General features: G+C 57.3%; 33 protein-coding genes. 27 read left to right on the top strand and 6 right to left on the bottom strand.

All coding sequences use genetic code 11. The features are described from left to right. Positions 1 to 5: 5 nt before the first annotated feature. The 5 genes from QF038_RS09115 (at position 6) to QF038_RS09135 (ending at position 1,809) form a co-directional block, all read left to right on the top strand. Complete coding sequence (locus QF038_RS09115; RefSeq protein ID WP_307609841.1) at positions 6 to 545, top strand: hypothetical protein; 540 nt, start codon at positions 6 to 8, stop codon at positions 543 to 545. A gap of 8 nt (positions 546 to 553) precedes the next feature. Then, positions 554 to 766, top strand: coding sequence for a hypothetical protein (locus QF038_RS09120; protein WP_307609842.1), 213 nt, complete (start codon positions 554 to 556; stop codon positions 764 to 766). Between the two features lie 134 nt (positions 767 to 900). Beyond that, on the top strand, positions 901 to 1,137 hold the full coding sequence (locus QF038_RS09125; protein ID WP_307609843.1) for a general stress protein: 237 nt from the start codon (positions 901 to 903) through the stop codon (positions 1,135 to 1,137). Further along, positions 1,134 to 1,445, top strand: coding sequence for a hypothetical protein (locus tag QF038_RS09130; RefSeq protein WP_307609844.1), 312 nt, complete (start codon positions 1,134 to 1,136; stop codon positions 1,443 to 1,445). Before QF038_RS09125 ends, QF038_RS09130 begins: the two co-directional genes overlap by 4 nt. Continuing rightward, a complete protein-coding gene (locus QF038_RS09135; RefSeq protein ID WP_307609845.1) occupies positions 1,438 to 1,809 on the top strand; it encodes a hypothetical protein in 372 nt (123 codons plus the stop codon). The genes QF038_RS09130 and QF038_RS09135 overlap by 8 nt, the downstream gene beginning before the upstream one ends. Here QF038_RS09135 and QF038_RS09140 read toward each other — a convergent pair. After that, positions 1,806 to 2,867 (bottom strand): DUF4062 domain-containing protein, encoded by a 1,062-nt coding sequence (locus tag QF038_RS09140; RefSeq protein ID WP_307609846.1) that lies wholly within the window; start codon positions 2,865 to 2,867, stop codon positions 1,806 to 1,808. The genes QF038_RS09135 and QF038_RS09140 overlap by 4 nt on opposite strands. 803 nt (positions 2,868 to 3,670) lie before the next feature. On the opposite strand from QF038_RS09140, the gene QF038_RS09145 reads away from it, so the two are divergent. The 5 genes from QF038_RS09145 (at position 3,671) to QF038_RS09165 (ending at position 5,408) form a co-directional block, all read left to right on the top strand. Then, positions 3,671 to 3,925, top strand: coding sequence for a transglycosylase SLT domain-containing protein (locus QF038_RS09145; RefSeq protein ID WP_307609847.1), 255 nt, complete (start codon positions 3,671 to 3,673; stop codon positions 3,923 to 3,925). Positions 3,926 to 4,104: 179 nt separating this feature from the next. Beyond that, the gene (locus QF038_RS09150) at positions 4,105 to 4,485 is read left to right on the top strand and encodes a hypothetical protein (RefSeq protein WP_307609848.1); all 381 of its coding nucleotides are present in this window, start codon (positions 4,105 to 4,107) and stop codon (positions 4,483 to 4,485) included. A 145-nt stretch (positions 4,486 to 4,630) separates the two neighbouring features. Beyond that, positions 4,631 to 4,804 carry a hypothetical protein gene (locus tag QF038_RS09155; protein WP_307609849.1) on the top strand — a complete coding sequence of 58 codons (174 nt, stop codon included), beginning with the start codon at positions 4,631 to 4,633 and terminating at the stop codon, positions 4,802 to 4,804. Next, positions 4,804 to 4,998 (top strand): hypothetical protein, encoded by a 195-nt coding sequence (locus QF038_RS09160; RefSeq protein WP_307609850.1) that lies wholly within the window; start codon positions 4,804 to 4,806, stop codon positions 4,996 to 4,998. Before QF038_RS09155 ends, QF038_RS09160 begins: the two co-directional genes overlap by 1 nt. Continuing rightward, positions 4,998 to 5,408 carry a hypothetical protein gene (locus QF038_RS09165; RefSeq protein ID WP_307609851.1) on the top strand — a complete coding sequence of 137 codons (411 nt, stop codon included), beginning with the start codon at positions 4,998 to 5,000 and terminating at the stop codon, positions 5,406 to 5,408. The genes QF038_RS09160 and QF038_RS09165 overlap by 1 nt, the downstream gene beginning before the upstream one ends. 377 nt (positions 5,409 to 5,785) lie before the next feature. On the opposite strand, the gene QF038_RS09170 is transcribed toward QF038_RS09165, so the two are convergent. The 3 genes from QF038_RS09170 to QF038_RS09180 form a co-directional block, all read right to left on the bottom strand. After that, positions 5,786 to 6,148: a hypothetical protein gene (locus QF038_RS09170; protein ID WP_307609852.1), complete on the bottom strand. Its 363-nt coding sequence runs from the start codon at positions 6,146 to 6,148 to the stop codon at positions 5,786 to 5,788. A 172-nt stretch (positions 6,149 to 6,320) separates the two neighbouring features. Beyond that, positions 6,321 to 6,647 carry an Lsr2 family protein gene (locus QF038_RS09175; RefSeq protein WP_307609853.1) on the bottom strand — a complete coding sequence of 109 codons (327 nt, stop codon included), beginning with the start codon at positions 6,645 to 6,647 and terminating at the stop codon, positions 6,321 to 6,323. Positions 6,648 to 6,686: 39 nt separating this feature from the next. Next, positions 6,687 to 7,373: a hypothetical protein gene (locus QF038_RS09180; RefSeq protein ID WP_307609854.1), complete on the bottom strand. Its 687-nt coding sequence runs from the start codon at positions 7,371 to 7,373 to the stop codon at positions 6,687 to 6,689. 128 nt (positions 7,374 to 7,501) lie between these two features. Between QF038_RS09180 and QF038_RS09185 the strand changes: the two genes are divergently transcribed. The 9 genes from QF038_RS09185 to QF038_RS09225 all read left to right on the top strand — a co-directional run bounded on the left by QF038_RS09185 (position 7,502) and on the right by QF038_RS09225 (position 14,932). Then, complete coding sequence (locus QF038_RS09185; RefSeq protein WP_307609855.1) at positions 7,502 to 7,945, top strand: terminase small subunit; 444 nt, start codon at positions 7,502 to 7,504, stop codon at positions 7,943 to 7,945. Continuing rightward, positions 7,905 to 9,461, top strand: a complete 1,557-nt coding sequence (locus QF038_RS09190; protein WP_307609856.1) for a terminase large subunit domain-containing protein — start codon at positions 7,905 to 7,907, stop codon at positions 9,459 to 9,461. Before QF038_RS09185 ends, QF038_RS09190 begins: the two co-directional genes overlap by 41 nt. 16 nt (positions 9,462 to 9,477) lie before the next feature. Next, complete coding sequence (locus QF038_RS09195; RefSeq protein ID WP_307609857.1) at positions 9,478 to 10,881, top strand: DUF935 family protein; 1,404 nt, start codon at positions 9,478 to 9,480, stop codon at positions 10,879 to 10,881. After that, positions 10,862 to 11,653, top strand: coding sequence for a phage minor head protein (locus QF038_RS09200; protein WP_307609858.1), 792 nt, complete (start codon positions 10,862 to 10,864; stop codon positions 11,651 to 11,653). Before QF038_RS09195 ends, QF038_RS09200 begins: the two co-directional genes overlap by 20 nt. Before the next feature lie 89 nt (positions 11,654 to 11,742). Next, positions 11,743 to 12,918 (top strand): phage protease, encoded by a 1,176-nt coding sequence (locus tag QF038_RS09205; RefSeq protein ID WP_307609859.1) that lies wholly within the window; start codon positions 11,743 to 11,745, stop codon positions 12,916 to 12,918. Continuing rightward, positions 12,918 to 13,292 (top strand): hypothetical protein, encoded by a 375-nt coding sequence (locus tag QF038_RS09210; protein ID WP_307609860.1) that lies wholly within the window; start codon positions 12,918 to 12,920, stop codon positions 13,290 to 13,292. The genes QF038_RS09205 and QF038_RS09210 overlap by 1 nt, the downstream gene beginning before the upstream one ends. A 12-nt stretch (positions 13,293 to 13,304) precedes the next feature. Next, positions 13,305 to 14,240: a hypothetical protein gene (locus QF038_RS09215; protein ID WP_307609861.1), complete on the top strand. Its 936-nt coding sequence runs from the start codon at positions 13,305 to 13,307 to the stop codon at positions 14,238 to 14,240. A 12-nt stretch (positions 14,241 to 14,252) separates the two neighbouring features. Then, positions 14,253 to 14,630: a hypothetical protein gene (locus QF038_RS09220; RefSeq protein ID WP_307609862.1), complete on the top strand. Its 378-nt coding sequence runs from the start codon at positions 14,253 to 14,255 to the stop codon at positions 14,628 to 14,630. A gap of 2 nt (positions 14,631 to 14,632) precedes the next feature. Next, complete coding sequence (locus QF038_RS09225) at positions 14,633 to 14,932, top strand: hypothetical protein (protein WP_307609863.1); 300 nt, start codon at positions 14,633 to 14,635, stop codon at positions 14,930 to 14,932. Between the two features lie 67 nt (positions 14,933 to 14,999). On the opposite strand, the gene QF038_RS09230 is transcribed toward QF038_RS09225, so the two are convergent. Continuing rightward, complete coding sequence (locus tag QF038_RS09230) at positions 15,000 to 16,112, bottom strand: TIR domain-containing protein (RefSeq protein WP_307609865.1); 1,113 nt, start codon at positions 16,110 to 16,112, stop codon at positions 15,000 to 15,002. 186 nt (positions 16,113 to 16,298) lie between these two features. Between QF038_RS09230 and QF038_RS09235 the strand changes: the two genes are divergently transcribed. Genes QF038_RS09235 through QF038_RS09245 form a run of 3 tightly spaced genes read left to right on the top strand, consistent with a single transcriptional unit; the run spans position 16,299 to position 19,122 of the window. Beyond that, positions 16,299 to 16,649 (top strand): hypothetical protein, encoded by a 351-nt coding sequence (locus tag QF038_RS09235; protein WP_307609866.1) that lies wholly within the window; start codon positions 16,299 to 16,301, stop codon positions 16,647 to 16,649. Positions 16,650 to 16,652: 3 nt separating this feature from the next. Then, the gene (locus tag QF038_RS09240) at positions 16,653 to 17,243 is read left to right on the top strand and encodes a hypothetical protein (RefSeq protein WP_307609867.1); all 591 of its coding nucleotides are present in this window, start codon (positions 16,653 to 16,655) and stop codon (positions 17,241 to 17,243) included. A gap of 19 nt (positions 17,244 to 17,262) precedes the next feature. Beyond that, positions 17,263 to 19,122: a hypothetical protein gene (locus tag QF038_RS09245; protein WP_307609868.1), complete on the top strand. Its 1,860-nt coding sequence runs from the start codon at positions 17,263 to 17,265 to the stop codon at positions 19,120 to 19,122. On the opposite strand, the gene QF038_RS09250 is transcribed toward QF038_RS09245, so the two are convergent. Beyond that, positions 19,119 to 19,658, bottom strand: coding sequence for a hypothetical protein (locus QF038_RS09250; RefSeq protein ID WP_307609869.1), 540 nt, complete (start codon positions 19,656 to 19,658; stop codon positions 19,119 to 19,121). The two genes, QF038_RS09245 and QF038_RS09250, sit on opposite strands and share 4 nt — an antisense overlap. A gap of 97 nt (positions 19,659 to 19,755) precedes the next feature. On the opposite strand from QF038_RS09250, the gene QF038_RS09255 reads away from it, so the two are divergent. From QF038_RS09255 to QF038_RS09275, 5 genes are all read left to right on the top strand, one after another. Then, positions 19,756 to 20,484: a hypothetical protein gene (locus QF038_RS09255; RefSeq protein WP_307609870.1), complete on the top strand. Its 729-nt coding sequence runs from the start codon at positions 19,756 to 19,758 to the stop codon at positions 20,482 to 20,484. A gap of 34 nt (positions 20,485 to 20,518) precedes the next feature. Continuing rightward, on the top strand, positions 20,519 to 21,481 hold the full coding sequence (locus tag QF038_RS09260; RefSeq protein ID WP_307609871.1) for a phage protein Gp36 family protein: 963 nt from the start codon (positions 20,519 to 20,521) through the stop codon (positions 21,479 to 21,481). After that, the gene (locus tag QF038_RS09265) at positions 21,482 to 21,874 is read left to right on the top strand and encodes a hypothetical protein (RefSeq protein ID WP_307609872.1); all 393 of its coding nucleotides are present in this window, start codon (positions 21,482 to 21,484) and stop codon (positions 21,872 to 21,874) included. 67 nt (positions 21,875 to 21,941) lie between these two features. Next, a complete protein-coding gene (locus QF038_RS09270; RefSeq protein WP_307609873.1) occupies positions 21,942 to 22,427 on the top strand; it encodes a hypothetical protein in 486 nt (161 codons plus the stop codon). A 176-nt stretch (positions 22,428 to 22,603) separates the two neighbouring features. Continuing rightward, positions 22,604 to 23,785, top strand: a complete 1,182-nt coding sequence (locus tag QF038_RS09275; RefSeq protein ID WP_307609874.1) for a hypothetical protein — start codon at positions 22,604 to 22,606, stop codon at positions 23,783 to 23,785. The last annotated feature ends 19 nt before the right edge of the window (positions 23,786 to 23,804 follow it).

Below are 23,804 nucleotides of genomic sequence, written 5' to 3' on the forward strand. Positions count from 1 at the left end.
ACTAAATGAACAGCAATATCGACGCCTATAAGAAATACGTTGCCCCGAGCGCCCCTAGCCGCTACTTCAAGCTGGACGACGGCAAGACTGCCAAGATCCGCGTCTGCTCAGAGGCCTTCGTCTACACGGACGAATACAAGGGCAAGGTTTCCACGCGGTACGCCTGGGTGATATGGAACTTCACTGAGGAAATGGCACAGGTGTGGCAAGCGTCCGTCACGAGCTTCAAGGCTGTCCAAGCGTTAGCCGTAAACGAAGAGTGGGGCGATCCCACGCAGTACAACATCAACATCACGCGTGAAGGCACCGGTAAGGAGACCACCTACGCGATCACGCCAAGCCCGAATCGCAATCCCTTAACGGTGGAACAGTCCGACGCGGCGGCCAATCTGGATCTCTTTGAAGTGGTTGAGAACGCCATACCGCTGTCACAGCTGGTGGACGAAGGGACTGAACTGCCGGTGCCGGCGAAGCGCACCGAGCGCGACAATATCCCCACCGACGACCAGGTCACCAAGATCAACATTGACGACATCCCGTTCTAATGACGCCCATGGTCTCGCACTTCTCGAAGAAGGACTTCGATCTCATTGGCGACTACGCCAAGCTCAAGGGCTGGCGGTTCGGGCTGGCCGACAGCGTCATGAGGATCGCGTACTTCTACGACAAAAACGAGAAGTGCATTCGCAAGACATTCAGCGAGATGGAGGCCGAGCTAAACCACGGAGGAGACGCCAAAGATGGGCAACACAGCAGACGGCGCTAAACGGGCCGCCGAGACCGCCAAGGAGCGCTACGGTGCCTCATGGCACTCAGAGAACGGTCGCAAAGGTGGCCAGTTAGGAAAAGGAATTAACAAGCGACGCCGCCCGCTCAAACCGGCGAGAAAGAAATAGACAGATGGCAGGAACGATTATGGGCGGCCGCAAGGCAGCCGCTACGAACAAGGAGCGCTACGGTGACGGGCTCGACGGCCGGCCGAACTTTTACAGGGTGATCGGGAGCAAGGGCGGCAAAATCTCTCGGGGTGGCGGCTTCGCCATGAACCGGGACCTGGCCGTAGAAGCCGGCCGTAAAGGCGGCTCCGCCAGTCGGCGGAAGAAGGCTGAGAAACGCGCGGCGGGAGGTGCAGCGTGAGCGACATCAACGAGCGCGGCAAAGACGTCGCCAAGCTCTGGGATCATCCAGCAGTTAAACAACTTCCCCTCACCGCCAGGGCCTCGATCGAAGTGGCCCTACACTCCGAATTCGGCCGCGGCATGGACGCCGGCTTCAAGCAGGGACGCATTAGCGGTCTGCGTAAAGCACGGAACCTGCCACGATTCACCTTCAGGGCCTTGGGCAAACACATCATGGGCTACGTCAGCGTGGCTGCGATTGACGCTGAGTTGGGGAAGCTGGGAGTGGGTCTGCCGCTGCCGGAAGAGGGGGTGATAAATGGATAAGTTCGTCACCACCCTCGAAACAGCTAAGAAGCTCAAGGCGGCAGGATTCCCGCAAAACTCTGTCAGCGTATGGGAATGGACAGCGGGTATTCCGGCGGGTGAACCCTACTTGGTGCAGCCTGAACTGATGCGCAGATATGGCTTATGGGGTAGCCAGGATGTGAAAGACTATGCCGCCGCCCCCACCGCCCAAGAGATAGCCGACCAGTTGCGAGAACACCTGTATCTTGGCTTACATATGCAGGCTAGAGATAACGGCCTCGAAATGATGCTGGAACGAGCTGATGGCAACTTTTCAACTGACCCCCTGCCAATGGCCGAAGCCTTCGCCCTGCTTTGGCTGAAATTGCAAAACGACTGCTAGCGGGCAGCGTCGTCGCCCTTACGGATTGCCCTCAGTTTCATGAGCGTGTCCTGGCCCAGGCCGGTCAGTGCCCAATAGGTGCTCTTATCGGTCGTCGATCGCTTTTTCACGCCGTGCGTAATAATCCCCAGGGCGAACAATTGCACCACGATGTCGTCGAAGCACTCTAGTAGAACTCGGGCTTCTACTGATTTGCCGTAGTCTTTCGGTAGCTCTACTTCGGGTGAATTGAATATAGTACTGAGCGCAAAGTTATTTAGGACCTCAATGAGGCCTTCTCGGGTGGCCTCATTTATGAGGAGCGGGCCTACGTCATAAATGATTTCATTCCAGGTTACCTGCAATTGATAAGACTGTCGCGCTTTAGGTGCAGTGCGCCATGTCTTACCCGCCTCGACGGCAGCTTCGGTGAAATAGAACAAGCTAGCGTGCAGCGTATATGGATCGGTGCCAGATGCTAGGTCTTCAGGAACTGCGGCTTGCGATGAAGCCTTGACCTCAAGTCGGAGCTCGCTCACGAGCGCACGGAGCTCAGCCATCTCGGCCTGGGTTTCTGGCGTCATCGCGTACTGACCACGGACCCAGCCTTCTGCGGGGTATTTCTTCATCGTCATTATGAGGCTGCGGGAGACGGCCGAGCCCAGTTCTGCGGGCGAACTATACATTTTCACGAGCCTGGATTTCACCTTGGCCGCGAAAGCATCAAGTTCCTTCTGGGCCGTCGGCTGACTCTTGTCGAGTGGTATCTGCCCAGGATTGGCATGTACAAATCCTAGGACTGGCTTTCCCGTGGAGACGGCGTAGTCATACTCTTTCTCGGTGTAGCTGATGCCGTCCGGCGCCACGCTCCCGTAGCGGCCGCCCACGATTACGACGTAGTAGTCGCTTTCGTCGATGACCTGCTGTATTAGCGTCCACTGGTCATCGTTCGCTGCGGGGAACATCTCCATGCCGGCAGGAAGGCAGTCCATTTCCAGTAACGCCTGAATGACCTCCCGGCGTTCCTCGACGAGGTCCATGTAGGTTGAGCTGATGAAGACTTGGTAGCGGCGATCCATGGATCATGTTTAGCACATAGCTATGACATTGCTTGACCATCAACACTGCCGGGTGTCAAACAGTACTTTTCGGGAAAAATACGCCCTGCTTAAAGACCGCGCTGAGAAACCATGTTACGCCACATTTTGTGTAACTTGTGTGATATTCGGGCGTGGCGTCGCACAATATATGGTGGGCGACGCCGATTGCGACACTGCGAAAGCGGTAGCTGTGGATAAAGGGGTTTACAAATGTATACCCATCATTCATATTAGGGATATGGCCAACGGCCGCACTTTCAAACAAAAACAATTCATAGGTTGATAAGGGGGAGGGGCTACGGCGCACGCTAGTTTGAATGGCGCCGCGGTGGGGCTTAGGACATAGCGGCAAACCCCCACTTCCCGATCCCCCTTACCAGCCTGTGAACCGTCTGATGGCTGATACAGGGTGGTGGGTATGCACCCTCCTACTTGTCGCCCTATACCAGCCATCAGACTAGTTTGCCGAGTGTAAGCAGTAGTAGGCGCTTACAACCTACTGCTGCTTAGGCTCTATAAGCCTGGAAACATAAACGGAGAACCTGCTCAATGCAGAAGTTCAAGTCCGCTTTGCTCGTCGGACTAGCCATCGCCTCATTCGGCACGGCAGCCCGCGCGGAGGCCCCTGGCCCAAAACATTAGCTCCGGTCACAGAATCGACTGCGTCCGAGCAGCTGGAGCAAACTCCAAGTCCCGTCCCGACCGTTGAGCCCACATCGGCTCCGATCCCCGCACCTGTACAGACTCCGACTCCCCTCCCAGCCGGCACTCACACCGACTGGATGACTGCAGCCGGGATAGACCCCGCCAACTTCGGCTATGTCGAATTTATCGTCCAGCACGAGAGCGGTTGGAACCCCAACGCCGTGAACCCCAGCAGCGGAGCCTGTGGTCTCGGGCAGCAGCTGCCCTGCGGCAAGTGGGCCGGAGCCTGGAACGATCCCATCGCCGCCCTGGTCGCGATGAACAGCTACGTCAGCCGATATGGGGGATGGGCGGGAGCCCACGCCTACTGGCTGGCACACGGAAATTACTAAACAAGGAACAAAATAATGAGCAAAGCATTGAGAAACTTCCCCAAGGAGCAGCAACTGGCCGTAGCGAGACGCAGAGCTGCCGGAGAAATCAAAAGTAATGGAGCTAACGCCGCACGCGATTATCTCCATAAGCACGCAGCCGGGAAACTTTCCGCCCCAGTCTTATCGGAGGGGACGTCATGAAACGCTCCCTCCTGATCTCCGGCTTTATCGCCACGGTCGTCACCGCCTTCGCCGCGGCTGGCATGTCATCCGGTGAGCTAGACCTACCCGGCCTGAACCAGCGCATCGACAACATCGACGCCCGCACCACCAACAACGAGCAGGACATCGTGAAGCTCCAGAAGTCCACGCAGACGGCCCCGGCCGAGCATATAGATGTGCCAGTGGTTCAGACAGCAGCTCCGACTGTGGCCCCTGTGCAAGCTACGGAAATTTCCGTAGCATCCCCTTCCCCAGCTACTCCGGCTCCTACGCCAGAGCCGACCCCTTGCGTTGCTCCAGTGATATCGAACGCACCAGGCATCACCATCACCGTCATCGGTGGAGGCTGCCAGTGAGGATTCGATATCGAATGAACCGCTACAGGATCCCCTTATCCTGGTGGCGATACATCCTCTCTAGCAGCACGCGAGGAAACATCATCATTCGGTTCGGTCCCAGTTGGCATCTTTGGATATTCATCAAATAAGCAGGAGCTCACACATGGGCAGCAAGCGTCGGAAATTCATCAAGATAGACCAGGTCGAGTCATATGCCACCGTTGGCCGGCTAGGCATCGGAGATCCCATCGTCCTGGTCTGCGGCGACATCGAAGTCACCGTCACCGTAAACAAGCTCGCGCGCTCTCGCCGATTGCCTGAAGAGGAGGCACGGTAGTGAGAAAGCGCTCCGCCTATCTGCCAGGCAACAAGGTACTGCCGGAAACCAAAGGCGCCTTCACTGAGGCGGCCGAGCAATTGGGCATGACGTCGACGATGATGCGGCTCTTCGCGACAGCGCAGAGGTTCGGCCATATCAAGACTTCGCACGGCAAGCTAAGCGAGGTGATTGAGCGGGAGATGAAGCGGTAATGGAACACCTGGTACCCACCCTCGATACCTGTAAGAAGCTCAAGGCGGCCGGATTCCCGCAAGAAGTGGTGTACTCCTACGGCAGTCTGCTGAGTGAGGAAATTGGATTGCTCACCAAAGCTGCATATGAAACCTATGTAGGCGTCGACTCTGACGGCACGGTTGGATGCCAAGAGTGTGAAGGCGAGGACAAAGGGCGTGACCAGCTAGTCGCCGCTCCCACCGCCCAGGAGATAGCCGACCACCTGAATGGCGGATCAGCTTTTCAGCTGTACTCACAAGGAGACGAAGAACTCGGCTATAACGGCATGCCAACCTATGCCACTGAATGCGGCGGTGAAGCAGCCATAGCCACCACCATGGCTGAAGCCCTCGCCCTGCTGTGGCTGAAACTGCAGGAGACGAAGTAGTGGGATTCGAGCCGAACTACGAGCCCATCCAACTCCTACCCGGCCAGGTGGTCTACAACGACCCGGACGGCTTACTCCAGGCACAAAAAGAGGAGCAGCCGAAGAAGACTGCTCCTCGTAAGCGGAAGCTGGATTCATTGTCAGATTGGCCAGGCTTCAAGGCGGTGAAACGATGACCCCGCTCGTGGAGTGGTGGTCAAAAAGGCCGATTTAGCGCCGAGCTGCCCCCGTCACCACAGCAATCAGCCCCACCGCAATCAGCACGCAAATCATAGACAGGACGAAGGCCCACACCGGAGTCTGAGAGCTGGCCGCCACGCCTGCTGAAGCAATCAGGCCCACAATCAGGCCGACCAGGATTCCACGCCTACGATCCATCACGCACACCTCATCGGGAAGCCCCACAAAGAGTTCAGGTAGATTCTCAGTCTATTCGGGCAGTAGCCGTTTGTAGCGATGTAGAACGCCGCCAAAGTGAGAATGAAGGCGGAGAACGGGCAGACCCAGCCAGCCGTTTGCAGGCAGATAGTCCCGGCCACCGCCGCCGCATAGCCGGAAGTCACAGCGCCCTGGTCTGTCCGGTCCAGGTCGACATATCCGCCGAGCCACCAGTAGTCGGGATCGAGCCCCCCGACGGAGACCGTGGGAACCATTTGAGGAACGGCAGCCTGGGCGATAGCAGCAGAGCCGGCCGTCAGACCCAGGGCGAGTAACACCACCAAAAGTATTTTTTTCACCATGAATTGAGCGTGGCACCGCGGGATATATGAGGGCAAAAAAAGAAATCAGGGCTGGAGCCTAAATAAGTTCCAACCCTGATTCTTTATTTTGAAGCTGGGGAGTTGCGGTCCTAGTCTGATATCAGCCGATACCAGCTAGACGTGCGCACCTTTTTCCTGGCTGGTATCGGCCTTAGCTCGCGGCCTGGTACTTCTCGATAATGTCTTGCTGGATACGGCCACGGGTGTTCACGCTGTAACCGTTTTCGATCGCCCAGAGCCGAACAGCCTTGGTATCAAGGCCGGACCCACTGGACTTGCGACCAGCGGGCCGACCGCGGCCACCGGAAGTCTTACGAGCAGCTTGGGTAAAGCGCTGCAGGGCTTCGCGGAGCTCATTGGCATGTTCGTCGTTGAGGTCAATCTCGTATTCTGCGTTGTCCAATGAGAAGCGGATCGTTTCGCTGGCTTCCGATCCGTCTATATCGTCCGAAAGAATCACTACTGTCTTTTGTGCCATGCATAAAAGACTATCACTTGGAGGGCAGCTTAATTACGACTACTTCCTCTGACGAACCTCGGCGGAATCCAAATCGGTCAGCGCTCGAACTGCACCGTTGACGATCCTTTTGGAGGGGTGGTCCTTTTTCAATTTCCCGTACTTATCTAGGTCGATGTTCCCAACATCTTCGGCGAGCTTGTTGATGATCTGGGTATCTAGGTTTGCCGCGGCAATCTTTGTTCTGGACTCGGCAGCTATAACCTGGCTCCCATGCCAACTGTTCTTTATCTCAATCAACTTGGGAATCAGTCGTCCAAAGCGGGCGAGGACATTGGCTGTGACGTAAGTGACCAGCAGAGTGATCTCAAGGGGACTGTGGAGGGATACGGATTCCACGGTGATTTTCGCTCCGCGTTTCAGTCCAAATGGAGTCCATTTACCCGCGCCGGCACGGATCGAGTAGGACCCGTGTCCGCGGACCGACGAAGTTATGACCTGTCGGCGTGCGACACCCCGTCCGCGTAAGCTCCCTGCGGCGCGTCGGGCGGGGTTGGCTGGTACAGGGCGCCCGTTCAGGATTGCGCGGGGGCTGACAAGCAGCTTCACCAGTGAATCTACGTCCTGTATCCGGGTCGCCAGCTGCACGGGTGTGTAGTCGCGCGATACAAACTTCAGACGCACTTCAATCTCGGTATCCGAAACAGCCGTGGGCGCTAAAGTAGTGCCGCCAGCAGACTCGCTCATGTTCTCCCCGTCCCAATATCTACTTCCGACCACAGTAGTAGTCACGGCAGGGGAATACCGACATCTGAGATGGGGCGCGTCACGGTCCTATTGCTCTTATTGCACACCGCTCTCATAATCAGGTCACAATGGCCAGACCCACCAAATACACGAAATCCTTGGCGAAGAAGGCGCAAGCTTATCTAGATAGCTGTGTCGATACTCATGAGGTAGTGCGGTCAGGCAGCCGACTCGCGGTCCGCAAAATCGTCAAGGTTCCCACGGTGGAGGGCTTGGCCCTAGCTCTCAACATCAGTCGCGACACCGTATACGCCTGGGCCCAGGACAAGACCAGGCCTGAGTTTTCCGACACCTTAGAGAGACTGCAGGCAGTCCAGGCTGACCGTCTCATCCAAGGTGGTCTCGGCAGTGAATACAAGGACTCCATCGTCAAGCTCATCCTGTCCGCCAAGCATGCCTACATCCCCAAGACGGAAACCAGGGAAGTCGACGACTGGGACGATCTAATGAATCGTGCTGAGGAAATAGACGATGCCGACCCTGACACCGAAACAAGCACAGACTCTAACTAGGGCCATCCGCAAAAGCCCGAAGTTCTTCCTCCGTGATTATCTGGGGGCAGATCCCTGGCCGATGCAGATCAGCATCATTCAGAGTGTCCGCGATAACCGCGTCACGACCGTCCGCTCCTGCCACGGTATCGGCAAGTCTTGGATAGCCGCACGTACCGCCGCCTGGTTCCTTATGGCCTATCCGAATTCGGTAGTCGTAACCACGGCGCCGACTGGCCGCCAGGTGAAAGAGATCCTCTGGCGCGAGTTCCGCGTGGCCGCCAAGAAAGCCAGATACAAGTTCCCCGGTAAGACGCTTACCACCCAGCACGAAATCAGCGACAAGTGGTACGCCATCGGGGTGTCAGCCAAAGACCCGGACAACTTCCAGGGCTTCCATGCTGACCACATCCTCGTCATCGTGGATGAGGCGGCCGGCGTGAACGAACCTATCTTCGAAGCGGTGGACGCCCTGGTCACCAGTGCCAACGCCCGCGTACTCTACATCGGCAACCCGACCAGCGTCGGCGGCACGTTCTACGATTCCCATCGCAGCCACTTGGCGAGCAAGCTGCACGTCTCCTGTTGGATAACGCCCAACTTCACTGAGAACGGCATAGCGCGTTGTGAGGCCATCGACTGCAAGCAGCCGAACCATCCGGCGGAAGCGGTGGTGGAGGCCATCGAGAGCGGCCGAGAACAGTCCCCAGAGTGGAAGACTCCGCGTCCTCACCTGGTGTCAGTGCGCTGGGTGTACGAGCGCATCTTTAAGTGGGGCATCGGCACACCGCTGTGGGACAGCCGCGTCGAGGGGGAGTTCCCGAAGTCAGGCACGCGCGCCCTCATCGCTTTGAACCTGGTGGAGGCGGCCATGTCCGACGAGCGGCATGCTGAGGTGAAAGTCGGCCCTTCGCGCTTTGGTGTCGACTCCGCCGGCGGCGGCGATATGAGTGCCATCTACCACCGCCGTGGCCAGAAAGGCGAGAGCATCCGCGCCTGGCTGACGCCGGACACCACTGTCATCAACGACGAGATTGAGAAGCTCAATCCAACTGACCACGAGACCCAGGTAAAGATTGAAGCCATGGGCCTGGGCATCCCGATTTACAACACAGCCGCGCGCAAGGTCCGAGAGAATCCCCACTGGCTGCACAAGATCATCGCCGTCAATACCTCCAATCCGCCGACCGTCAAAGACCCAGGGCCGGGGGAGTACGAGTTCGCCAACCTTCGCGCTGAGATGTGGTGGAGCGTGTCGCGCTTGTTTATCAACGGCGACATCGCCATCCCCGACGACGAGGAACTGAAGGTCGAGCTGTCGGCCGTGGAGTGGTATCTAAAGAACGGCAAGATTCACGTGGAAGACAAGAAGGAACTACGCAAGCGCATCGGCCGCTCACCTGACCGTGGTGACGCGTTAGTCATTTCCTATGCCCCCGTCGAAGGCGGCAATAACGTGCTCGTCCTGGATAAACCGGAAACCAAACGCCTGGCTCCTGAGACATACACAAGTGGGTTGCTAGGAAAGCAGTTCTAGTCTCATAATGCGAGCAATGGATGAAGCCAACAAAAGCATAGAGGCAGCTGCCAAGAAAAGTACCGCGCAATATCGGGAGCTTGGCGAATCCGGGACTTTAGTTTTTAGTGGCATTATCACCGGCGAGGAATACAGCCCGGATCTGATGGGGCATAAGGCCGCCGTCGTCTATGACCGCATGCGGCGCAGTGACGCCACGGTCCGCTCCAGTCTGCAGGCGGTGTTCCTCCCCATCATGCAGGCCGAATGGACCTTCGAAGCAGCCAGCGAGGATGCCGCCGACGTGGAGATGGCCGAGTTCTGCAATGAGAACTTCTTCACCATCCTGGACTGGCACGGCTTCCTGTCCGAAGCATTGACGTATCTACCGTTCGGGTACGCCGTCTTCGAGATGGTCCTCGAGCTGCGCCCGGTGAACGGCAAGGAGCGCATCGTCCTATCCAAGCTGGCCTTCCGCAAACAGAAGAGTATCTACCGCTGGAGTTCGGACAAGTTCGGCGCCGGCATCACCCAGATGCTAGCCAATGGCGATTCGCCGGAGACGCCGTTGGAGAAGCTCGTCATCTTCACCAACCAGAAGGAAGGCGAAAACTACGAGGGCATCAGCGTGCTGCGCTCGTCCTATCAGAACTGGTTCATCAAGAGCGCGCTGTACCAAATAGATTCCGTCGCTCATGAGCGCCACGGCCTAGGTGTCATCGATATCGTGGAGCCTGCCCAGGCTGACGATACCGACCGCCAGATGCTTATCCGAGCAGCCCGCGCCTTGCGCGCCAACGAGCAGTCTTACATCAACCACAAGGCTGGTTGGGATATCGGCTTTATGGATATGAAGTCACAGACCCTGCGCGACATGATGCCGAGCATCAACCATCACGATCGGCAAATCAGTAAGAACGTCCTGGCTCAGTTCCTGGAGCTGGGCGCCAGTAGTGGCAGCGGCAGCCGTTCGCTCAGCGAAGACCTCACAAGCTTCTTTACCCTTGCCGAGAAGGCTACGGCTCAGACCATCATTGACACGCTCGCCCGTACGGCCATCAAGACGCTGGTCGACCTTAACTTCACCACCGACAAATATCCCAAGCTCAAGGCCAACGGCCTGGACGACGAAGCGCTGCCGGTGTTCTCGGAGGCCCTATCTAAGTTGTCCGCGGCCGGCGCAATCACGATGGACGACGACATTGAGAACCGGTCACGGGCGGCCATTGGCGTGAAGCCGCTGCCCAAGGATCACGTCCGCGAAAAGCCAGCTGCCAAACCTAACCCTGAAAATCCGATGGACCCTGATTCCAAGACGAATATCAAAGACGTGCCGGACGAGAAGGCGAAAAAGAAGGTTAGCGCCGAGGCGAAGATCCGCAAGGCACGCCAGTTGTATCAGGAGTTGGACGAGGCACTCGATGAACAGCGAGCTGCTTGACGCCAGGGAAGAACTCGGCCGCGTCATCCGAGCATCGGAGGAATGGGAGAACACTTACCGGAAGAACCCTGCGATATTCGAACGCCTGCTTCGCGCTGAACGCCGTCTGGAGCGCCACACGCTGGTCTATTTGCGTGGGCTGGCAGAACGGGCGCCTGCTTTGGTTCGCTGGCAGTACGTGCCCTTACACATTGCGTCAGAAGACCCGCTGGTGGATGACAGCGACCGAGTGCGGGAAATCGAAGCGACGATATTCATCGCCTTGGTACTGCAGGACATCGGCGACCTGTACGCCGTCGGCATGGATGCGGCCTTCGAAATCTATGAGACGCCAGTCAGCATTGACCGCCTAACGGAGCTGCGCCTCGACGCCGCCCGCGATCACGTCGGCCGGCTGATCAAGGACATCACCGACACCAATCTCAGGCTCATCCGGAAGTCAATAGAGACCAGCATCGCCATGGGGGAGTCCGTCAGCGATAGCGTGAACCGGGTGCAGCGCATCATCCGCAATCACGTGCGCGCCGAGATGATCGCCAGGACGGAAACAGTGAATGCGTATCAGAGCGGCCTGATGGTCTTCGGATATGAGACCGGGGCTGAGTCGAAGACGTGGCTAGCGAAGCAAGCCGGCGCCTGCCGCATCTGCGCTCCGCTGCATGGTGTCACCGTACCCCTCGACCAGGCATTTCAAACTCTAATTGGACCGAAGCTGCGGCCCACAGCGCATCCGCGATGCCGCTGCGATATGCGGCTGAATTATCCGAAATAGTTGACAGGTTATTTAAGTAGCCCCAATACTAAAAATAAGAACGCCGGTGAAGCGACGTCCTCTATAACCATAATAGGGATAACACTTCATTGTCACAACACGCTCACCTTTACCGGGCGATAGCAATCAAAGCCGATTCCAGCGGCAATTTACCGACTGAGATTCAATTACTCACTCCTGGCAACTGGAAAACTCCCTGGCATGGTGACTTCGAAATCACCCAGGCCGACATCTCGCAGTTTGCAGCCAACTTTGCCGCTGGCATCTCCCGCGTCAACAAGACCTCTCCGCTGCCCATCAACTACGACCACTCTTCGGGCGCGGCAGCTGGCTGGATACACGGTCTCGAAGACCGCGGCGCCGATGGTTTGTGGGGGACCGGCATCGAGTGGACCCCGAGCGGCGCCCAGAAGGTTCGTGACCACGAGTACGCCTTCTTTTCACCTGAGTTCAATACCCGAGACCTGATGTACGAAGACCCAGAAGAGGCGGGCACTCGCGTTCCAAACGTGCTGAGCGCCGCCGCATTAACCAATAGCCCCTTATTCAAAAAGCTAAAGCCGGTGATGGCGAGCGAGGGGGGAAGTAAAGGAGAAGACCGTATGAAGTTAGAAGACGTACGTAAGAAGGCATTGGCCGATCTCGACGACGCCGAGAAGAAATTTCTCGCAGAACACAAAGACGAACTGACGGTGGAGGAGCGCAAGTCCTTCGACGTTCAGACGGACGCCGATAAGGCTGCCGAGCAGGAAGCTGCCGATAAGGCTGCTGCCGACAAAGAGGCCGAAGAAAAAGCTGCCGCTGAGAAGGTTGAGGCCAGCGCCAAGACCGTCACTATCAACGCTAGCGACCTGGCCAAGCTTAAGGCCGACGCTGCTCGTGGTGTAGAGGCTGCCGAGAAGCTTGCCCGGACTGAGGCCAGCTCATTCGTGAGCGAACACATCGCCCGCGGCGCTATCAAGAGCGGCCAGAAAGATGAGGCCGTCGAGATCCTCTTGGCTTCCTCACCGAAGCAGCGCGAGAACCTCGAGAAGTTCTTGAAGGGCCTGCCCGAGAACAAGCTCATCACCGCCGGCGAGATGGGTGGTGGCGGAGACGGGGGCACCGACAGCCAGACCGCTGCGGACGAGCTGGACAAGCTCACGAGCGACTACGCCGCCGAGAAGAAGATCAGCTACGCCCAGGCACTGCAGCACGTTGCGAGCGCCAAGCCAGAGCTTTACGCGGCTGCCAACAAAGTAACCGGTAAAGGAGATCAAGAATAATGGCTAAGTTCATCGAGGGGAATCACTTCAGCGCACCTGCTGCCGCTGACCTGTCCGCCCTGCAATACAAGGTCGTCAAGCTCAACTCGAGCGGCAACGTCGTCGCGGCCACCGCGGCTACCGATGTCCTCCTGGGCGTGCTCGACAACACCCCAGTCAGTGGTGAGCTGGCAAGCGTCTGGCTCCGCACATCGAACGGCACCTTCAAGGTGAAGCTCGGTGGAACGGTGGCTGTCGGCGACGCCGTCACCAGCAACGGCAGCTCGGTCGGTATCGCCACCACCACGGCTGGCAATCAGATTCTTGGCTACGCGGTTCAGGCCGGCGTTAGCGGCGACATCATAGAAGTAATGCCTTCAACGGCGAAGTACTAGGAGAAAGGTTAAATGCCTCAATTAAAAGATCTACGACGTAATCCGGTACTCACCAACGTATCGAAAGCTTGGAAGAACGATCAGCTCAGTTTCATCGCTGACCGCGTATTCCCAACCCTGCCGGTCGACGAAGACAGTGGCTACTACTACGTCTACGACAAGACCAACCTGAAGAACGTGGATTCCCGCATTGCTCCCAATAGCAAAGCGCTGACTCCCGAGATTGAATACAACCTGACGAAGACCGCCTTTGGTCCTCTAGAGAAGCGCAAGCTGAAGGTGTTCGTCGATGAAGACGAACTCAAGCGCAGCAAGCCCCCGTTGGATGCCCGTGTCGACGCCACCGAGATCCTGACCGAATCGTTCATGATCAACAAGGAAGCCAACGCCGCCGCCCTGCTGAACAACACCAGCATCATCACCCAGAACACGACCCTGTCGGGCACGAGCCAGTGGAGCGACTTCGGTAACTCCAACCCGTTCAGCGACATCGTCGCCGGTATCACCGCCATCAAGCAGAACGGCTTGAAGCTGCCGAACACCCTTGTCATGAGCTGGGAAGTCTGGGCCGTCATTCAGAACCATCCCGATTTCCTGGAGCGCATCAAGTACACCCAGACTGGCGTACTGACCACCCAGGCGTTGGCTGGCCTGCTTGGCATTCCGAACATCGTCATTGGCATGGCTGCTGTGAACAGCGGCAAAGAAGGTCAGAGCGACTCCTTGGCACCCATCTGGGGCAAGAACGTCTGGCTCATGAATATCAACGCGACTCCAGGCATCAAACAGCTGAGCGCGGGTTACACCCTGCAGCTGACCGATGGCCGCGGCGTTGATAACTACGTCTCGAACGACCCATCCGGCGAGTTCGTCCGCATCAGCGACTTCTACCTGCAGTACATAATGGCGTCGGAGCTGGTCTACGGCATCTACGCTGCAGTGGCTTAAGGAGAAAACCTCATGGGACTCCTAGGCAAACGATATGGACGGATAGCGGGTGAGCCAGGCGTAGTCAGCGTGGCCACCAGCTTCGAAACCGGTGAGCAGGCGGCGGTGAAGGTGTTCTTCCCCTTCCCGGTCCGCATCACCAAGATCCGCGGCATCGTCACTAAGGCGATTGCCGCGACGGACACCGGGACAATCACCGGCGCCAATGCTACGGGTGCCTCGACTGGCGGCGTATTGACCGCGGCTATCAGCGCGGCGCTGAACACCGAGTACTCGGCCACCCCGACCACCAACAACACGGTAGCCGCTGACTCGTACTACAAGCTCACCGCCGCCAAAACCACGGCCGGCGGCAAGATGAACGTAACTCTTGAATATGTGAGGGCCTAAGAATGCGAATCGAAGTAACCAAACACAATAACGTCAGGCACAACGAAGTCCTGTACGTGGCCGGCTCAGTGTTCGAGGCTGATGATGAGTCGGCCAAAGCGCTGGTCGAAGCTGGCGCTGCAGTAGTGGTCGCCGAAGAAGAAGTAGAGGAAGTCGCTGAAGCTACAGAGGAGCCCGCTGAGGCATCCGAAGAAGCGGAAGAGACTGAGACTGCACCCGAAGCGGAAAAGCCTGCTGAAGCGGCTAAGGAGGCGCCGAAAAAGCCGGCCGCTCCTAAAAAGAAGTCAGCGCGAAAAGCGTAATCCGACACGCTTCAACTGAGGTTCAATAATAGAAGCCGCCCAGATGGGCGGCTTCTATATTACTGGACTAGGCGATTCCCATAGCTGCTCGAATTCTCAGGCAAACAGGGCTTAGGGCGGCGCTCAGGTTTCCGTCTGTCCGCCGGCCTGCGTAGTCCAGCGCAGTCACGCCGTTCAAGTCGCTAGGGAGGTGGATTTGATCCTCACGAGACTTGACCATGAATGTCTTTGCCCGCCCTAAAAGTCCTGTGAAGAGTCCTAGCTCAAAGATTAGGTTGTCTCTGGCGACGGGCGCTGTGCTGTCACGCATGGTGAGGATATCGTCAGCGGTAAGTACGATGACAGCGCAATCAAAGGACACCGCGCTCTCCACGAGTGTCTCTATGGTCGTCATAGACGGTTGGAACAGGTTCTGGTTCCAAACGGTGCATTCGGCAACGTAGTCGAGGTTAGCCTGGATTTGCTCCGCCACGGGCAACCCCTCGGCAGAAGAACCGATAAATATCCTGGGCCTGGGGTTCGCAAGTGGTTCAACCGGTTCCCTTGGCTCCGTCGCACCAGACGATATCGCCAAGACTGCCGCCTGAAGCTCGTTGAGTCTGCCTGAAAGGGATCTCACCTCACCGAGGATTTCGGACAGGACTGCCTCTGTCGGCTTGTCGGTGCGCGTGCCGATCAGTTTGAGCTTTCCCTCGGACTTGAAGTTCAGCGAGGGTAGGGCCGTAGCTAGCTCCTCCTCCAGCTTTGGAGACCAAATGCCCAGCAGCCGATCTAGCTTGGTCTGATTGAGCGGATCATCGGAAAGCTCGTTGAGCAGAGTGACCAACGAGCGAATTCCTGGACTATCTAGTGCGACAGCGCGATTTGAGGGGAATGACCGGCCCAGTTCATTAGGAGAGAAATCTATACATACCGGCATGATCAGCGGCCCGGCTTCTTGCAAAGCGTAATACTCATCCCGAAATGATTCGGAGAGCATGTTTTGGCGCGTCAGACACAGCAAGACAGCCGATGCATCCTGAAGATTTTGTTGGATCTCGTGAGCCACGAGATGGCCGGGGCGCGCATCCGTGGACGCTAGCCAAGGCTCTATCGACTGGAGTACTTGCGGTATCCAGTTGCGGAGTGCCTGAGCTGCATGTTGGCTGACCTCGCCTGACCAGCTGATGAAGACCTTCATAAGGACGAGAATACAGCGATTCACTTGCCCTTAGTGTTCCGTCCTCGGCGGATTCCTATTCGCTATTGCTAAGGAATGAGCAGTGGCCCATAGTAAAAGCAGAATTTACAAGGCAATAAATCAATGGCCAGCGCCCTATATCCGCCCTTCAAACAAAGTCTGCTTTCGCAAAACCCGTCCGTCGATTTGGACACCGACACAATCAAAGTCGCACTGGTCAACGTTTCAACGGATTACACCTACTCCGCTGCCCACCAGTACAAGTCGAGCGTGACCAGCTACTCCGGTACGACGGACCAGACGCTCACCAGCCCAACCGTAGCCTTGGGCGTCTTCGATGCGGCGGATTCCACGTTCACCTCAGTAGCCATATCCGGTGCCAAGACGGTTCAGGCCTTGGTCGTCTACAAAGACACCGGCTCCGCTGCCACCTCGCCCCTGATTGCCTACATTGACGGCTTTACGGCGATTACTCCTAACGGCGGCAACATCACGGTGACTTGGGACAACGGCGCAGCTAAAATCTTCGCGCTGTAAGTCATGTCATTTCTCACTGGCACAAATACTGAACTCATCTACGCCAACACCGCCGCTGGTACAGCTAAGGCTTCGTTCACATCGGAAGTCGCTATCAACGATGTCGCCGGTATGGGCGCACAAGCCTCGCTGCCGCCGTTCTTCTTCTCATCCAGCCCAACTACCACGGGGAAGGGGTTCGCAATCGTGGCCCGTGGCATCCTAAGCTCCACCGCCACCCCAACTTACACGTTCACTCTCCGTCTGGGTGCGGCCGGTTCAACTACTGCCGCCATCATCCTCGGAAGTGCTGCTCTAACCACCGGTTCCGGCGTGACCAACCAAGTTTGGGAGTTCACCGGTGAGTTCTTCATCCAAGCTCCTGCTGGGGCAGCCGGTGCCAACACGACCGGCCGTGGTACGGGAATGCTAAAGAGTCCTGGCATCGCCAGCCCATTCATGGCAGCCCTCTTTGGTGGAGCAGCCTCTCCTGGAACCGTGGCGACCATCGACACCTCGATAACCAACTACTTCAACTTCAACGTCACCTGTAGCGCCTCAAGTGCTTCCAATAGCATCCAGTTGCAGCAGCTCGAAATCTTCGGACTCAACTAAGCCAGGGAGGTAAGCTCTCATGGCATTCGTTCAGTCAGCAAAATACGCAACTCCGGGCGGGGGAGGATCTACTGGTAATGCCGTACTGGGAGCTTCACCAACACCGGGGAACTACCTAGTTGCCAGCTACATCTTCTGGAATTCGCTGACCCCGACCACTCCGACCGGCTTCACGGTTCTTGACCAATACAACACCACCAACGGTGGAGCGGTTGGCATCAAAACCTACTACCGAGTCGTGCAAGCAGGCGATTCCGCCACCATCGCGGCCACCATGTCTGCTTCCGACGATTGGAGCTTCGTAGTTGCTGAGTTCTCCGGTATCGGTGGAGTAGAGAGCTACGTCAACCACACTCAAGCCCTCGGAACGGCGACAACGCTGGCCTCTTCGGCCGTCACGCCGACTCACCTAAATGACCAATTCCTCGCCATCTTCGGCCAACAAGCCGGAACGGTAAATGGCGCAACTGATTCTCTGCCGGCGGGATGGACAATCGACCAGACGGCTCGTTCAGACTTCAACTCCGGCATCATCGGACACAAAGATAGCCTGACATCGGATACCACCACGGCCATCAGCGTAATTGATACGACCACCGCCCAGGGTGGCACCCGCGATAAGGGCAGCACGATAATCGTCCTTTACCCGACAGTAATGACCGGAGCTTACATCCCTGCTCGTATCCCTAACCGCAAAGTCGGTCCAATGGCACTCCGGCGCAAGTGGCGACAGCCGAGTTGGCAGAGCTACGCCATGTCTGACTCTGCGCAGAGTATTAGCCCGACAGGGATACCTTCAACTGCCGCCATCGGTTCTCCGGCAGTCTCGCCAGGTGCTGTTGACATTTCGGCTGCCGCCATTGGTGCATCCGCTAGCTTCGGCACCCCCACAGTTTCACCCGGTCCAGTAGCTATCACTGTCACCGGCATAGCTTCTACAGCGCTGATGGGAAGTCCTGCGGTATCTCCAGGACCTGTCAATATTTCAGCCTCGGGAAATGGTTCGGCCCTCTCACTAGGTAGCCCGACACTTTCGCCCGGCGCAGTCTCGGTACCTCCGACCGGAGTAGCTTCCACAGCGGCTGTTGGTGCGCCTACTTTGAGTCCTGGAAGTGTTGCAATCTCCACGACCGGTGTCGCTAGCGGTTCAGCGGTCGGGACGCCGGTACTCACGCCAGGTGCTAGTGACGTTTCGCCGACGGGTGTGGCATCAACAGTGACGATTGGTTCACCAACGCTTTCACCTGGGGCCGCCAGCGCCAGCCCAGCGGGGGTGGGTTCAACGGCTTCAATCGGAAGTCCCAGCCTTAGTTCGGCGGCCACCCTGCAGCCAACATCCATTGATTCCACTGCCGCGCTTGGTTCGCCCACTCTTACCAGTAGCGCGAGCCTGATTCCGAGCGGCATTGCATCCACATTGTCACTCGGTTCCCCCACGGTTGCATTGGTGGACAGTTTGGTCGTCACCCCCAGCGGAATAGTCTCGACAGCGGCGATCGGTTCACCGACTTTGGTGCCTGGCCCGGCCGCTGTAACTCCTGCGGGTATCGCCAGCACTGCCACCATCGGCAGTGCAAGTCTTGAACCTGGCGGAGTGACCATTGCTGCGACTGGCATATTGTCCACTGCCTCGATCGGTACACCTACATTGATAGCGGGCGATGTAAACCTGGCTTTGACCGGTATTGAGAGTTCTCTGGGCATCGGTTCAGCGATACTTACTTTGGCTGGAGGATTCCAGGCTGAGGCAGACATAACAATCTTGCCCGTCGAGGACTACGGCGCTGTGACGGCAGTCAACGAAGCGGCCACGAGCTTGGGGATGGGAGATGATCCCACTGTCACCCGCCTCGGCGGCGATGACGTGACGGTCCTTTAGGACCGCCGCTTTTCCTCCCGGCTTTGTGGTGGATCGGCCTGGAGCGCAGCAGCGAGCTCCTCTGGAGAGTTTGCCGGCAAGAGCGCCTTACCGGCCCGTCGTTCGCACCCGGGAGTATTTGGAGCCACCACCAAAAAAACCTCGAGGTCGCCTTGCTTTGGCCGGTAGGAACCCATGTACTGCCTATCGTCTACGAACCAATTGAGGTTTATCCGATAGGGCGGTGTCTTCTTGTGAAGCTTGAACCAGGCGTCCAGCACCGTTTCGGCAGTCGTTCGCGCGGATCGTGACGCCTCTTTTAACTCTCTCGCCGCATTTCGCTCAGCATGTTGGCGGTCTAGCTCCCGATGGATCATTCCTATCGCTCTGGAATTGTTATCGATCACCTCGTTGTGTTCCTCCCGGTCGGGGTTACTCCAGTGGAGTTTGTCCCGCTCCCGCCGCCGCTCCCTCATAATCTGCTCGCTACTATGCTTCATCTCGTGTAGCTCCGCGATAGTTCTGCCCCGTAAGTAGTCGTCGCTATAGAGATCCATGCTCGAGTTCACCTTCTGCTCTAGCAGCTTCCCCAGCCCGCCGCGGTGTAGAGCAATCGTACGGAGAACAGGTGGACGGCTCTAGTACTCTTGGCCAGTGGATGATTTTTGGGGATGGATCAACGCCCAGTTCGGCAACATACTCGGTGTCTTAGGCTTAGTCACGGGCTTCTGGTTCTACTGGCTCTCGCGCAAGCCGAAGCGCTTCGGTTGGCAGACGATCAGCAAGACCAAGATCATGGCCCACCAGAGCGAAGTGCTGCCGCTGCAGGTGATGTATGCGGGGAGAGAAGTTACTAGTCCCAACATTCTCGTTGTGCGTATTGGAAATACAGGCAAGGCCGTAATCCATGCGGCTGACTTCGACGGTCCGGTCAAGATTACGTTCGGAATAAGTACCCTCCTATCCTTCACATTCAGCTCATCGGATGAGGGAATCAGCGTGGCTGTCGAGCAGGATCTCAACTCCCTTGCCTGCAAGCTATCGATGCTGAACCCAGGCGAGTGGGTGGAATTTCAATTTGTGACGGACGGCCCACTGGAGGTCCCGGAGGTTCATGCCCGGGTCGCAGGCCAAAATGGTCCGACCCCGAATATGTCTGATTTGCGGAGAAGGACGTGGCAGCCCGTAGTTTACTCAGGACTAGCCTTGGCATTCACTGGGATACTCCTGACCATCGTAATGGGTAGGTTTTTTGAAGTGGGCTGGGGCTGGATTTCACTAAGCGGCATTGGGCTTGGCTTATTGGTATGGGCGGCCAGTCGCGTCGATGTAAGTTCCGGCTGGGCTAAGACACCTAAAGCTGGAAAACGCATAAACTCTTAGTAATACGTTCCGTTCGGTGCTTTAATAAAAACATATGAGTACTACCCTACAAGCTGATTCATTTGCACCGGCCAACATAAAAGAGCGGGCCGTTCTTGATGCAGATGTAGCTGTAGCGGCAACTTCTCTCACTCTCAAGTCCAATCAAGGACTGGCGGTAGGGGATTTCCTGTATCTAGGCGCTCTTAACCAGGAAGGCTGCGAGAAAGGTGTCATCCAGTCACTCAGCGGGGCCACCGGTGTAACCCTGATCGCAGGCGTGGGATTCGCCCACAAGCGATTTGAGCCGGTTACAGCCGTTCTAGGCGACCAAGTGCATTTCTATCGGGCGGCCAACGTGGACGGCACTGTGCCGGCCGACAGTGCTTTTGCGGGCATCCTGACACCGGCTGACATCGACCCGGACCAGCCGTCGACATATCGGGTGGATTCCACGGGTGGTTCCGGCTATTGGTACAAGGTCACCTATTACAGCTCGACGGCGGCCGCTGATGCCACTGACCTGGCAGCGGCCACGGCTGTCCGCGGCGCCGACTACGCCCACTACGCATCCTTGAATGAAATCCGTGGCCGTGCCGGATTCGGCAAGAACCTCAATCTGCTCGACTCCACAATCGATTCCTGCAGGCGCGCAGCTGAATCGGAGATAAACGGAGCATTGGCTGGCAAGTACACCATCCCGTTTGACAAGCCTGTTCCCGAATTGATTCGTCATATCGCCACTGACCTAGCCGCTGGCTTCCTGCTGCTCGATCAGTACGGCACGCTCAGCGATGGCTCGACCAAGGACGGCGCTGCTCGAGTGAAGGATGCCAGGGCGCAGCTCCTGCAGATCCAGACCGGCGCCACTTCCGTCGTGACGGTGGACGGCAGCTCCCTGGCACAGGCAACTACTTCGGCCTCCAGCAATCTCTATGACGAGACCACGGACAGCGGTATCACGGGCGGTGACGACGAGCGCATCTTCCGCATGAGTGACTTAGGGAGCCGCTTCTAAATGGGCCTCAACATGAAAATCGAAATCACCGGCGACAAAGCGACGATGGATCGCCTGGCTGCAATGGGCGACAGTTTGGAGCGCATGCCGGATGCCATGCGGGAGACCGGCACCTACCTAAGGGAGTTCTTTTCTGGTGAGGTATTCGCCTCCCACGGTGGAGCAATCGGTATGGCCTGGCCCCGGCTCAGTCCTCGCACTGAAGCCGAGAAGGCTCGTGAATTTCCCGGCCGGCCGATGCTCGTTCGTACCGGGCTGATGCAGCGCTCGTTCCGCTCATCGTTCACGGACAGCTCGGTCCGCGTCCGCAACACTGCGCCCTACTTCAAGTACCACCAGTCCGATCTGCCGCGGACCAAGTTGCCGCCGCCGGGCAATGATGGAGCTGGATGAGGCCCGGCAGCGGGTCATCGCCAACATCGTCCGCAGGGCTGTCCAACGTAAGCTGGCGGCGCTGTAGATGTACGAGACAGCTACCCAGCGCATCGTTCGCTTCCTCAAGGACCTGTACCCGAATGAGCCGTTCAAAGCGGTCTACGACGGCGACCCCATCCTCATCGCTAAGTCCAATCTGCCGGCGCTTGCCGTGCAATTCCTAGGTAACCGAAACTCCAGCGGCCCGACCGGGACTGATCGGGTGGAGAGCGAAACCATAGTCATCAAAGTCATCCTCGACGAGGAGGACGACTGGGGTGCCAGTGAAGAACAGGAGCTGACGCAGGCGCGCATCCGGAACCTCGTGGAAGCCCGTGACGTTAGTGGCAACTACCTGCCCCAGAGCATCAAGGGCGCGCTGCGTAGCAAGCTCAGCTTGGAAGGGGCAGCCCTCGATGCCGACATGCAATTTGAGCTGGGCTCATTAGCGCGGCCGAATGACACCATTACTGCTGAAGGCCACCTGACAATTACCGTCAGTTATTTGGTCGGCATTCCTAATCGCTCTTGACCTTATTCAGGAAGCGCTAAATACTGAGATTATGAAGACGTTGTACAAGTATAAAAATCAATCGAAGGAGGTTTTGATACTTGTAGGATTTGGCGTTCTCAAGCCGGGCGAATTCATCACATCGTCCGTACAAATTGAGAATCCCAACCTCAAAGAATTAACAAAGGACATCACCAGTGGCTCTTAGCGATCAAGGATATGCGGCTTTTAAGAAACAGACGGCTGCAGCCACCGCGGTAGTTCCCGATACCTTCGTACCCCTGTACGACGAGACCCTGACAACGAACCTCAACCTGGATGACGACACTCCCATCGTCGGTTCCAAGTTCGCCCGCCTCCAGTCCCTCCAGGGCCAGCGGGACCATGGCGGCGATCTGACGGTCATGGCCGAGCCGAACACCACAGCTCAGCTTCTCGACATGCTGCTGACCCGTGGTTCAGTTACCGGTTCCAACCCGTACACCTGGCCCTTCACACTGGGCTTCACAGACCCAAACTCATACACCCTCGATATTTCCAACGGCGTCACGGTCTCCCGCTACTGGGGTGTCCAGGCTTCGAAGATTTCGCCGGTATTCGCGAAGAACGAGATGCAGCACAAGGTTTCCGTCAGCGCCCTCGGTTCGTTCCTCGGCCGCGAAATCGCCAGCATCTCCACTATTACGCTCACCCTCAAAACCGACTACGACCCCACGCCAACAGCGGGTCTGGTTGTCGGCGACCTGGTAGCCATTTGGAAGGCCTCAGACGGCACTCTGACGTCGTTCACTATCTCCAGCCTTACTGCCACCACCGTCGTACTGAACTCCACCGCCGCGGCCTTTGCAGCTGGTGACATGCTCGTTCTGCGGCCGGCTACTGCATCGCTACCTGCCCTATATGCCACCCCGTTCTCCTGGGCTCGTACTCAGTTCTGCTTCGGGGCTACTGCTGCGGCAGCCCTATCTGCCACTCATACGGCACTAGAGCAGGGCTCGACCTGGACCGTTCTGCATGACTTCAAAGACGACAAGGGTGAGAAGCGCTCCGGCGGCTTGGACCCAGTTGCACTGCTGCGCAAGCGCGGCGACCTGGACATCAAACTCACCAAGATATTCAGCGGCCCGGATGAAGCGAAGAACTTTACCGGAATCAAAAAGGTTGCTCTCGTCATCCGCTGTTACGCAGCGGCCTCCAATGGCACCACCTACGAGCTACGCATCACCATGAACAACCTGAAGCTCATCAAGGGCGGTGATAAGCCCAAGCTCAAGGTAGGGGAGTGGGAGTACTACGAGCTGGAGTACCACCCCGATTACGACACGTCGGATGCTTCGGCCTGGGACTTGAAGGTCATTAACGCGATTGCTGCTACTTAGAACTAATTAGGAACCATCC

Source organism: Pseudarthrobacter sp. W1I19 (assembly GCF_030817835.1).
Lineage (GTDB): Bacteria > Actinomycetota > Actinomycetes > Actinomycetales > Micrococcaceae > Arthrobacter.

Bases quoted from the DNA above. Each gene is read 5' to 3' on its own strand.
- QF038_RS09115 (WP_307609841.1), top strand. From the start codon at position 6: ATGAACAGCAATATCGACGCCTATAAGAAATACGTTGCCCCGAGCGCC.
- QF038_RS09120 (WP_307609842.1), top strand. From the start codon at position 554: ATGGTCTCGCACTTCTCGAAGAAGGACTTCGATCTCATTGGCGACTAC.
- QF038_RS09125 (WP_307609843.1), top strand. From the start codon at position 901: ATGGCAGGAACGATTATGGGCGGCCGCAAGGCAGCCGCTACGAACAAG.
- QF038_RS09135 (WP_307609845.1), top strand. From the start codon at position 1,438: ATGGATAAGTTCGTCACCACCCTCGAAACAGCTAAGAAGCTCAAGGCG.
- QF038_RS09140 (WP_307609846.1), bottom strand. From the start codon at position 2,867: ATGGATCGCCGCTACCAAGTCTTCATCAGCTCAACCTACATGGACCTC.
- QF038_RS09145 (WP_307609847.1), top strand. From the start codon at position 3,671: ATGACTGCAGCCGGGATAGACCCCGCCAACTTCGGCTATGTCGAATTT.
- QF038_RS09150 (WP_307609848.1), top strand. From the start codon at position 4,105: ATGAAACGCTCCCTCCTGATCTCCGGCTTTATCGCCACGGTCGTCACC.
- QF038_RS09155 (WP_307609849.1), top strand. From the start codon at position 4,631: ATGGGCAGCAAGCGTCGGAAATTCATCAAGATAGACCAGGTCGAGTCA.
- QF038_RS09165 (WP_307609851.1), top strand. From the start codon at position 4,998: ATGGAACACCTGGTACCCACCCTCGATACCTGTAAGAAGCTCAAGGCG.
- QF038_RS09170 (WP_307609852.1), bottom strand. From the start codon at position 6,148: ATGGTGAAAAAAATACTTTTGGTGGTGTTACTCGCCCTGGGTCTGACG.
- QF038_RS09175 (WP_307609853.1), bottom strand. From the start codon at position 6,647: ATGGCACAAAAGACAGTAGTGATTCTTTCGGACGATATAGACGGATCG.
- QF038_RS09180 (WP_307609854.1), bottom strand. From the start codon at position 7,373: ATGAGCGAGTCTGCTGGCGGCACTACTTTAGCGCCCACGGCTGTTTCG.
- QF038_RS09185 (WP_307609855.1), top strand. From the start codon at position 7,502: ATGGCCAGACCCACCAAATACACGAAATCCTTGGCGAAGAAGGCGCAA.
- QF038_RS09190 (WP_307609856.1), top strand. From the start codon at position 7,905: ATGCCGACCCTGACACCGAAACAAGCACAGACTCTAACTAGGGCCATC.
- QF038_RS09195 (WP_307609857.1), top strand. From the start codon at position 9,478: ATGGATGAAGCCAACAAAAGCATAGAGGCAGCTGCCAAGAAAAGTACC.
- QF038_RS09200 (WP_307609858.1), top strand. From the start codon at position 10,862: ATGAACAGCGAGCTGCTTGACGCCAGGGAAGAACTCGGCCGCGTCATC.
- QF038_RS09210 (WP_307609860.1), top strand. From the start codon at position 12,918: ATGGCTAAGTTCATCGAGGGGAATCACTTCAGCGCACCTGCTGCCGCT.
- QF038_RS09215 (WP_307609861.1), top strand. From the start codon at position 13,305: ATGCCTCAATTAAAAGATCTACGACGTAATCCGGTACTCACCAACGTA.
- QF038_RS09220 (WP_307609862.1), top strand. From the start codon at position 14,253: ATGGGACTCCTAGGCAAACGATATGGACGGATAGCGGGTGAGCCAGGC.
- QF038_RS09225 (WP_307609863.1), top strand. From the start codon at position 14,633: ATGCGAATCGAAGTAACCAAACACAATAACGTCAGGCACAACGAAGTC.
- QF038_RS09230 (WP_307609865.1), bottom strand. From the start codon at position 16,112: ATGAAGGTCTTCATCAGCTGGTCAGGCGAGGTCAGCCAACATGCAGCT.
- QF038_RS09240 (WP_307609867.1), top strand. From the start codon at position 16,653: ATGTCATTTCTCACTGGCACAAATACTGAACTCATCTACGCCAACACC.
- QF038_RS09245 (WP_307609868.1), top strand. From the start codon at position 17,263: ATGGCATTCGTTCAGTCAGCAAAATACGCAACTCCGGGCGGGGGAGGA.
- QF038_RS09250 (WP_307609869.1), bottom strand. From the start codon at position 19,658: ATGGATCTCTATAGCGACGACTACTTACGGGGCAGAACTATCGCGGAG.
- QF038_RS09260 (WP_307609871.1), top strand. From the start codon at position 20,519: ATGAGTACTACCCTACAAGCTGATTCATTTGCACCGGCCAACATAAAA.
- QF038_RS09265 (WP_307609872.1), top strand. From the start codon at position 21,482: ATGGGCCTCAACATGAAAATCGAAATCACCGGCGACAAAGCGACGATG.
- QF038_RS09270 (WP_307609873.1), top strand. From the start codon at position 21,942: ATGTACGAGACAGCTACCCAGCGCATCGTTCGCTTCCTCAAGGACCTG.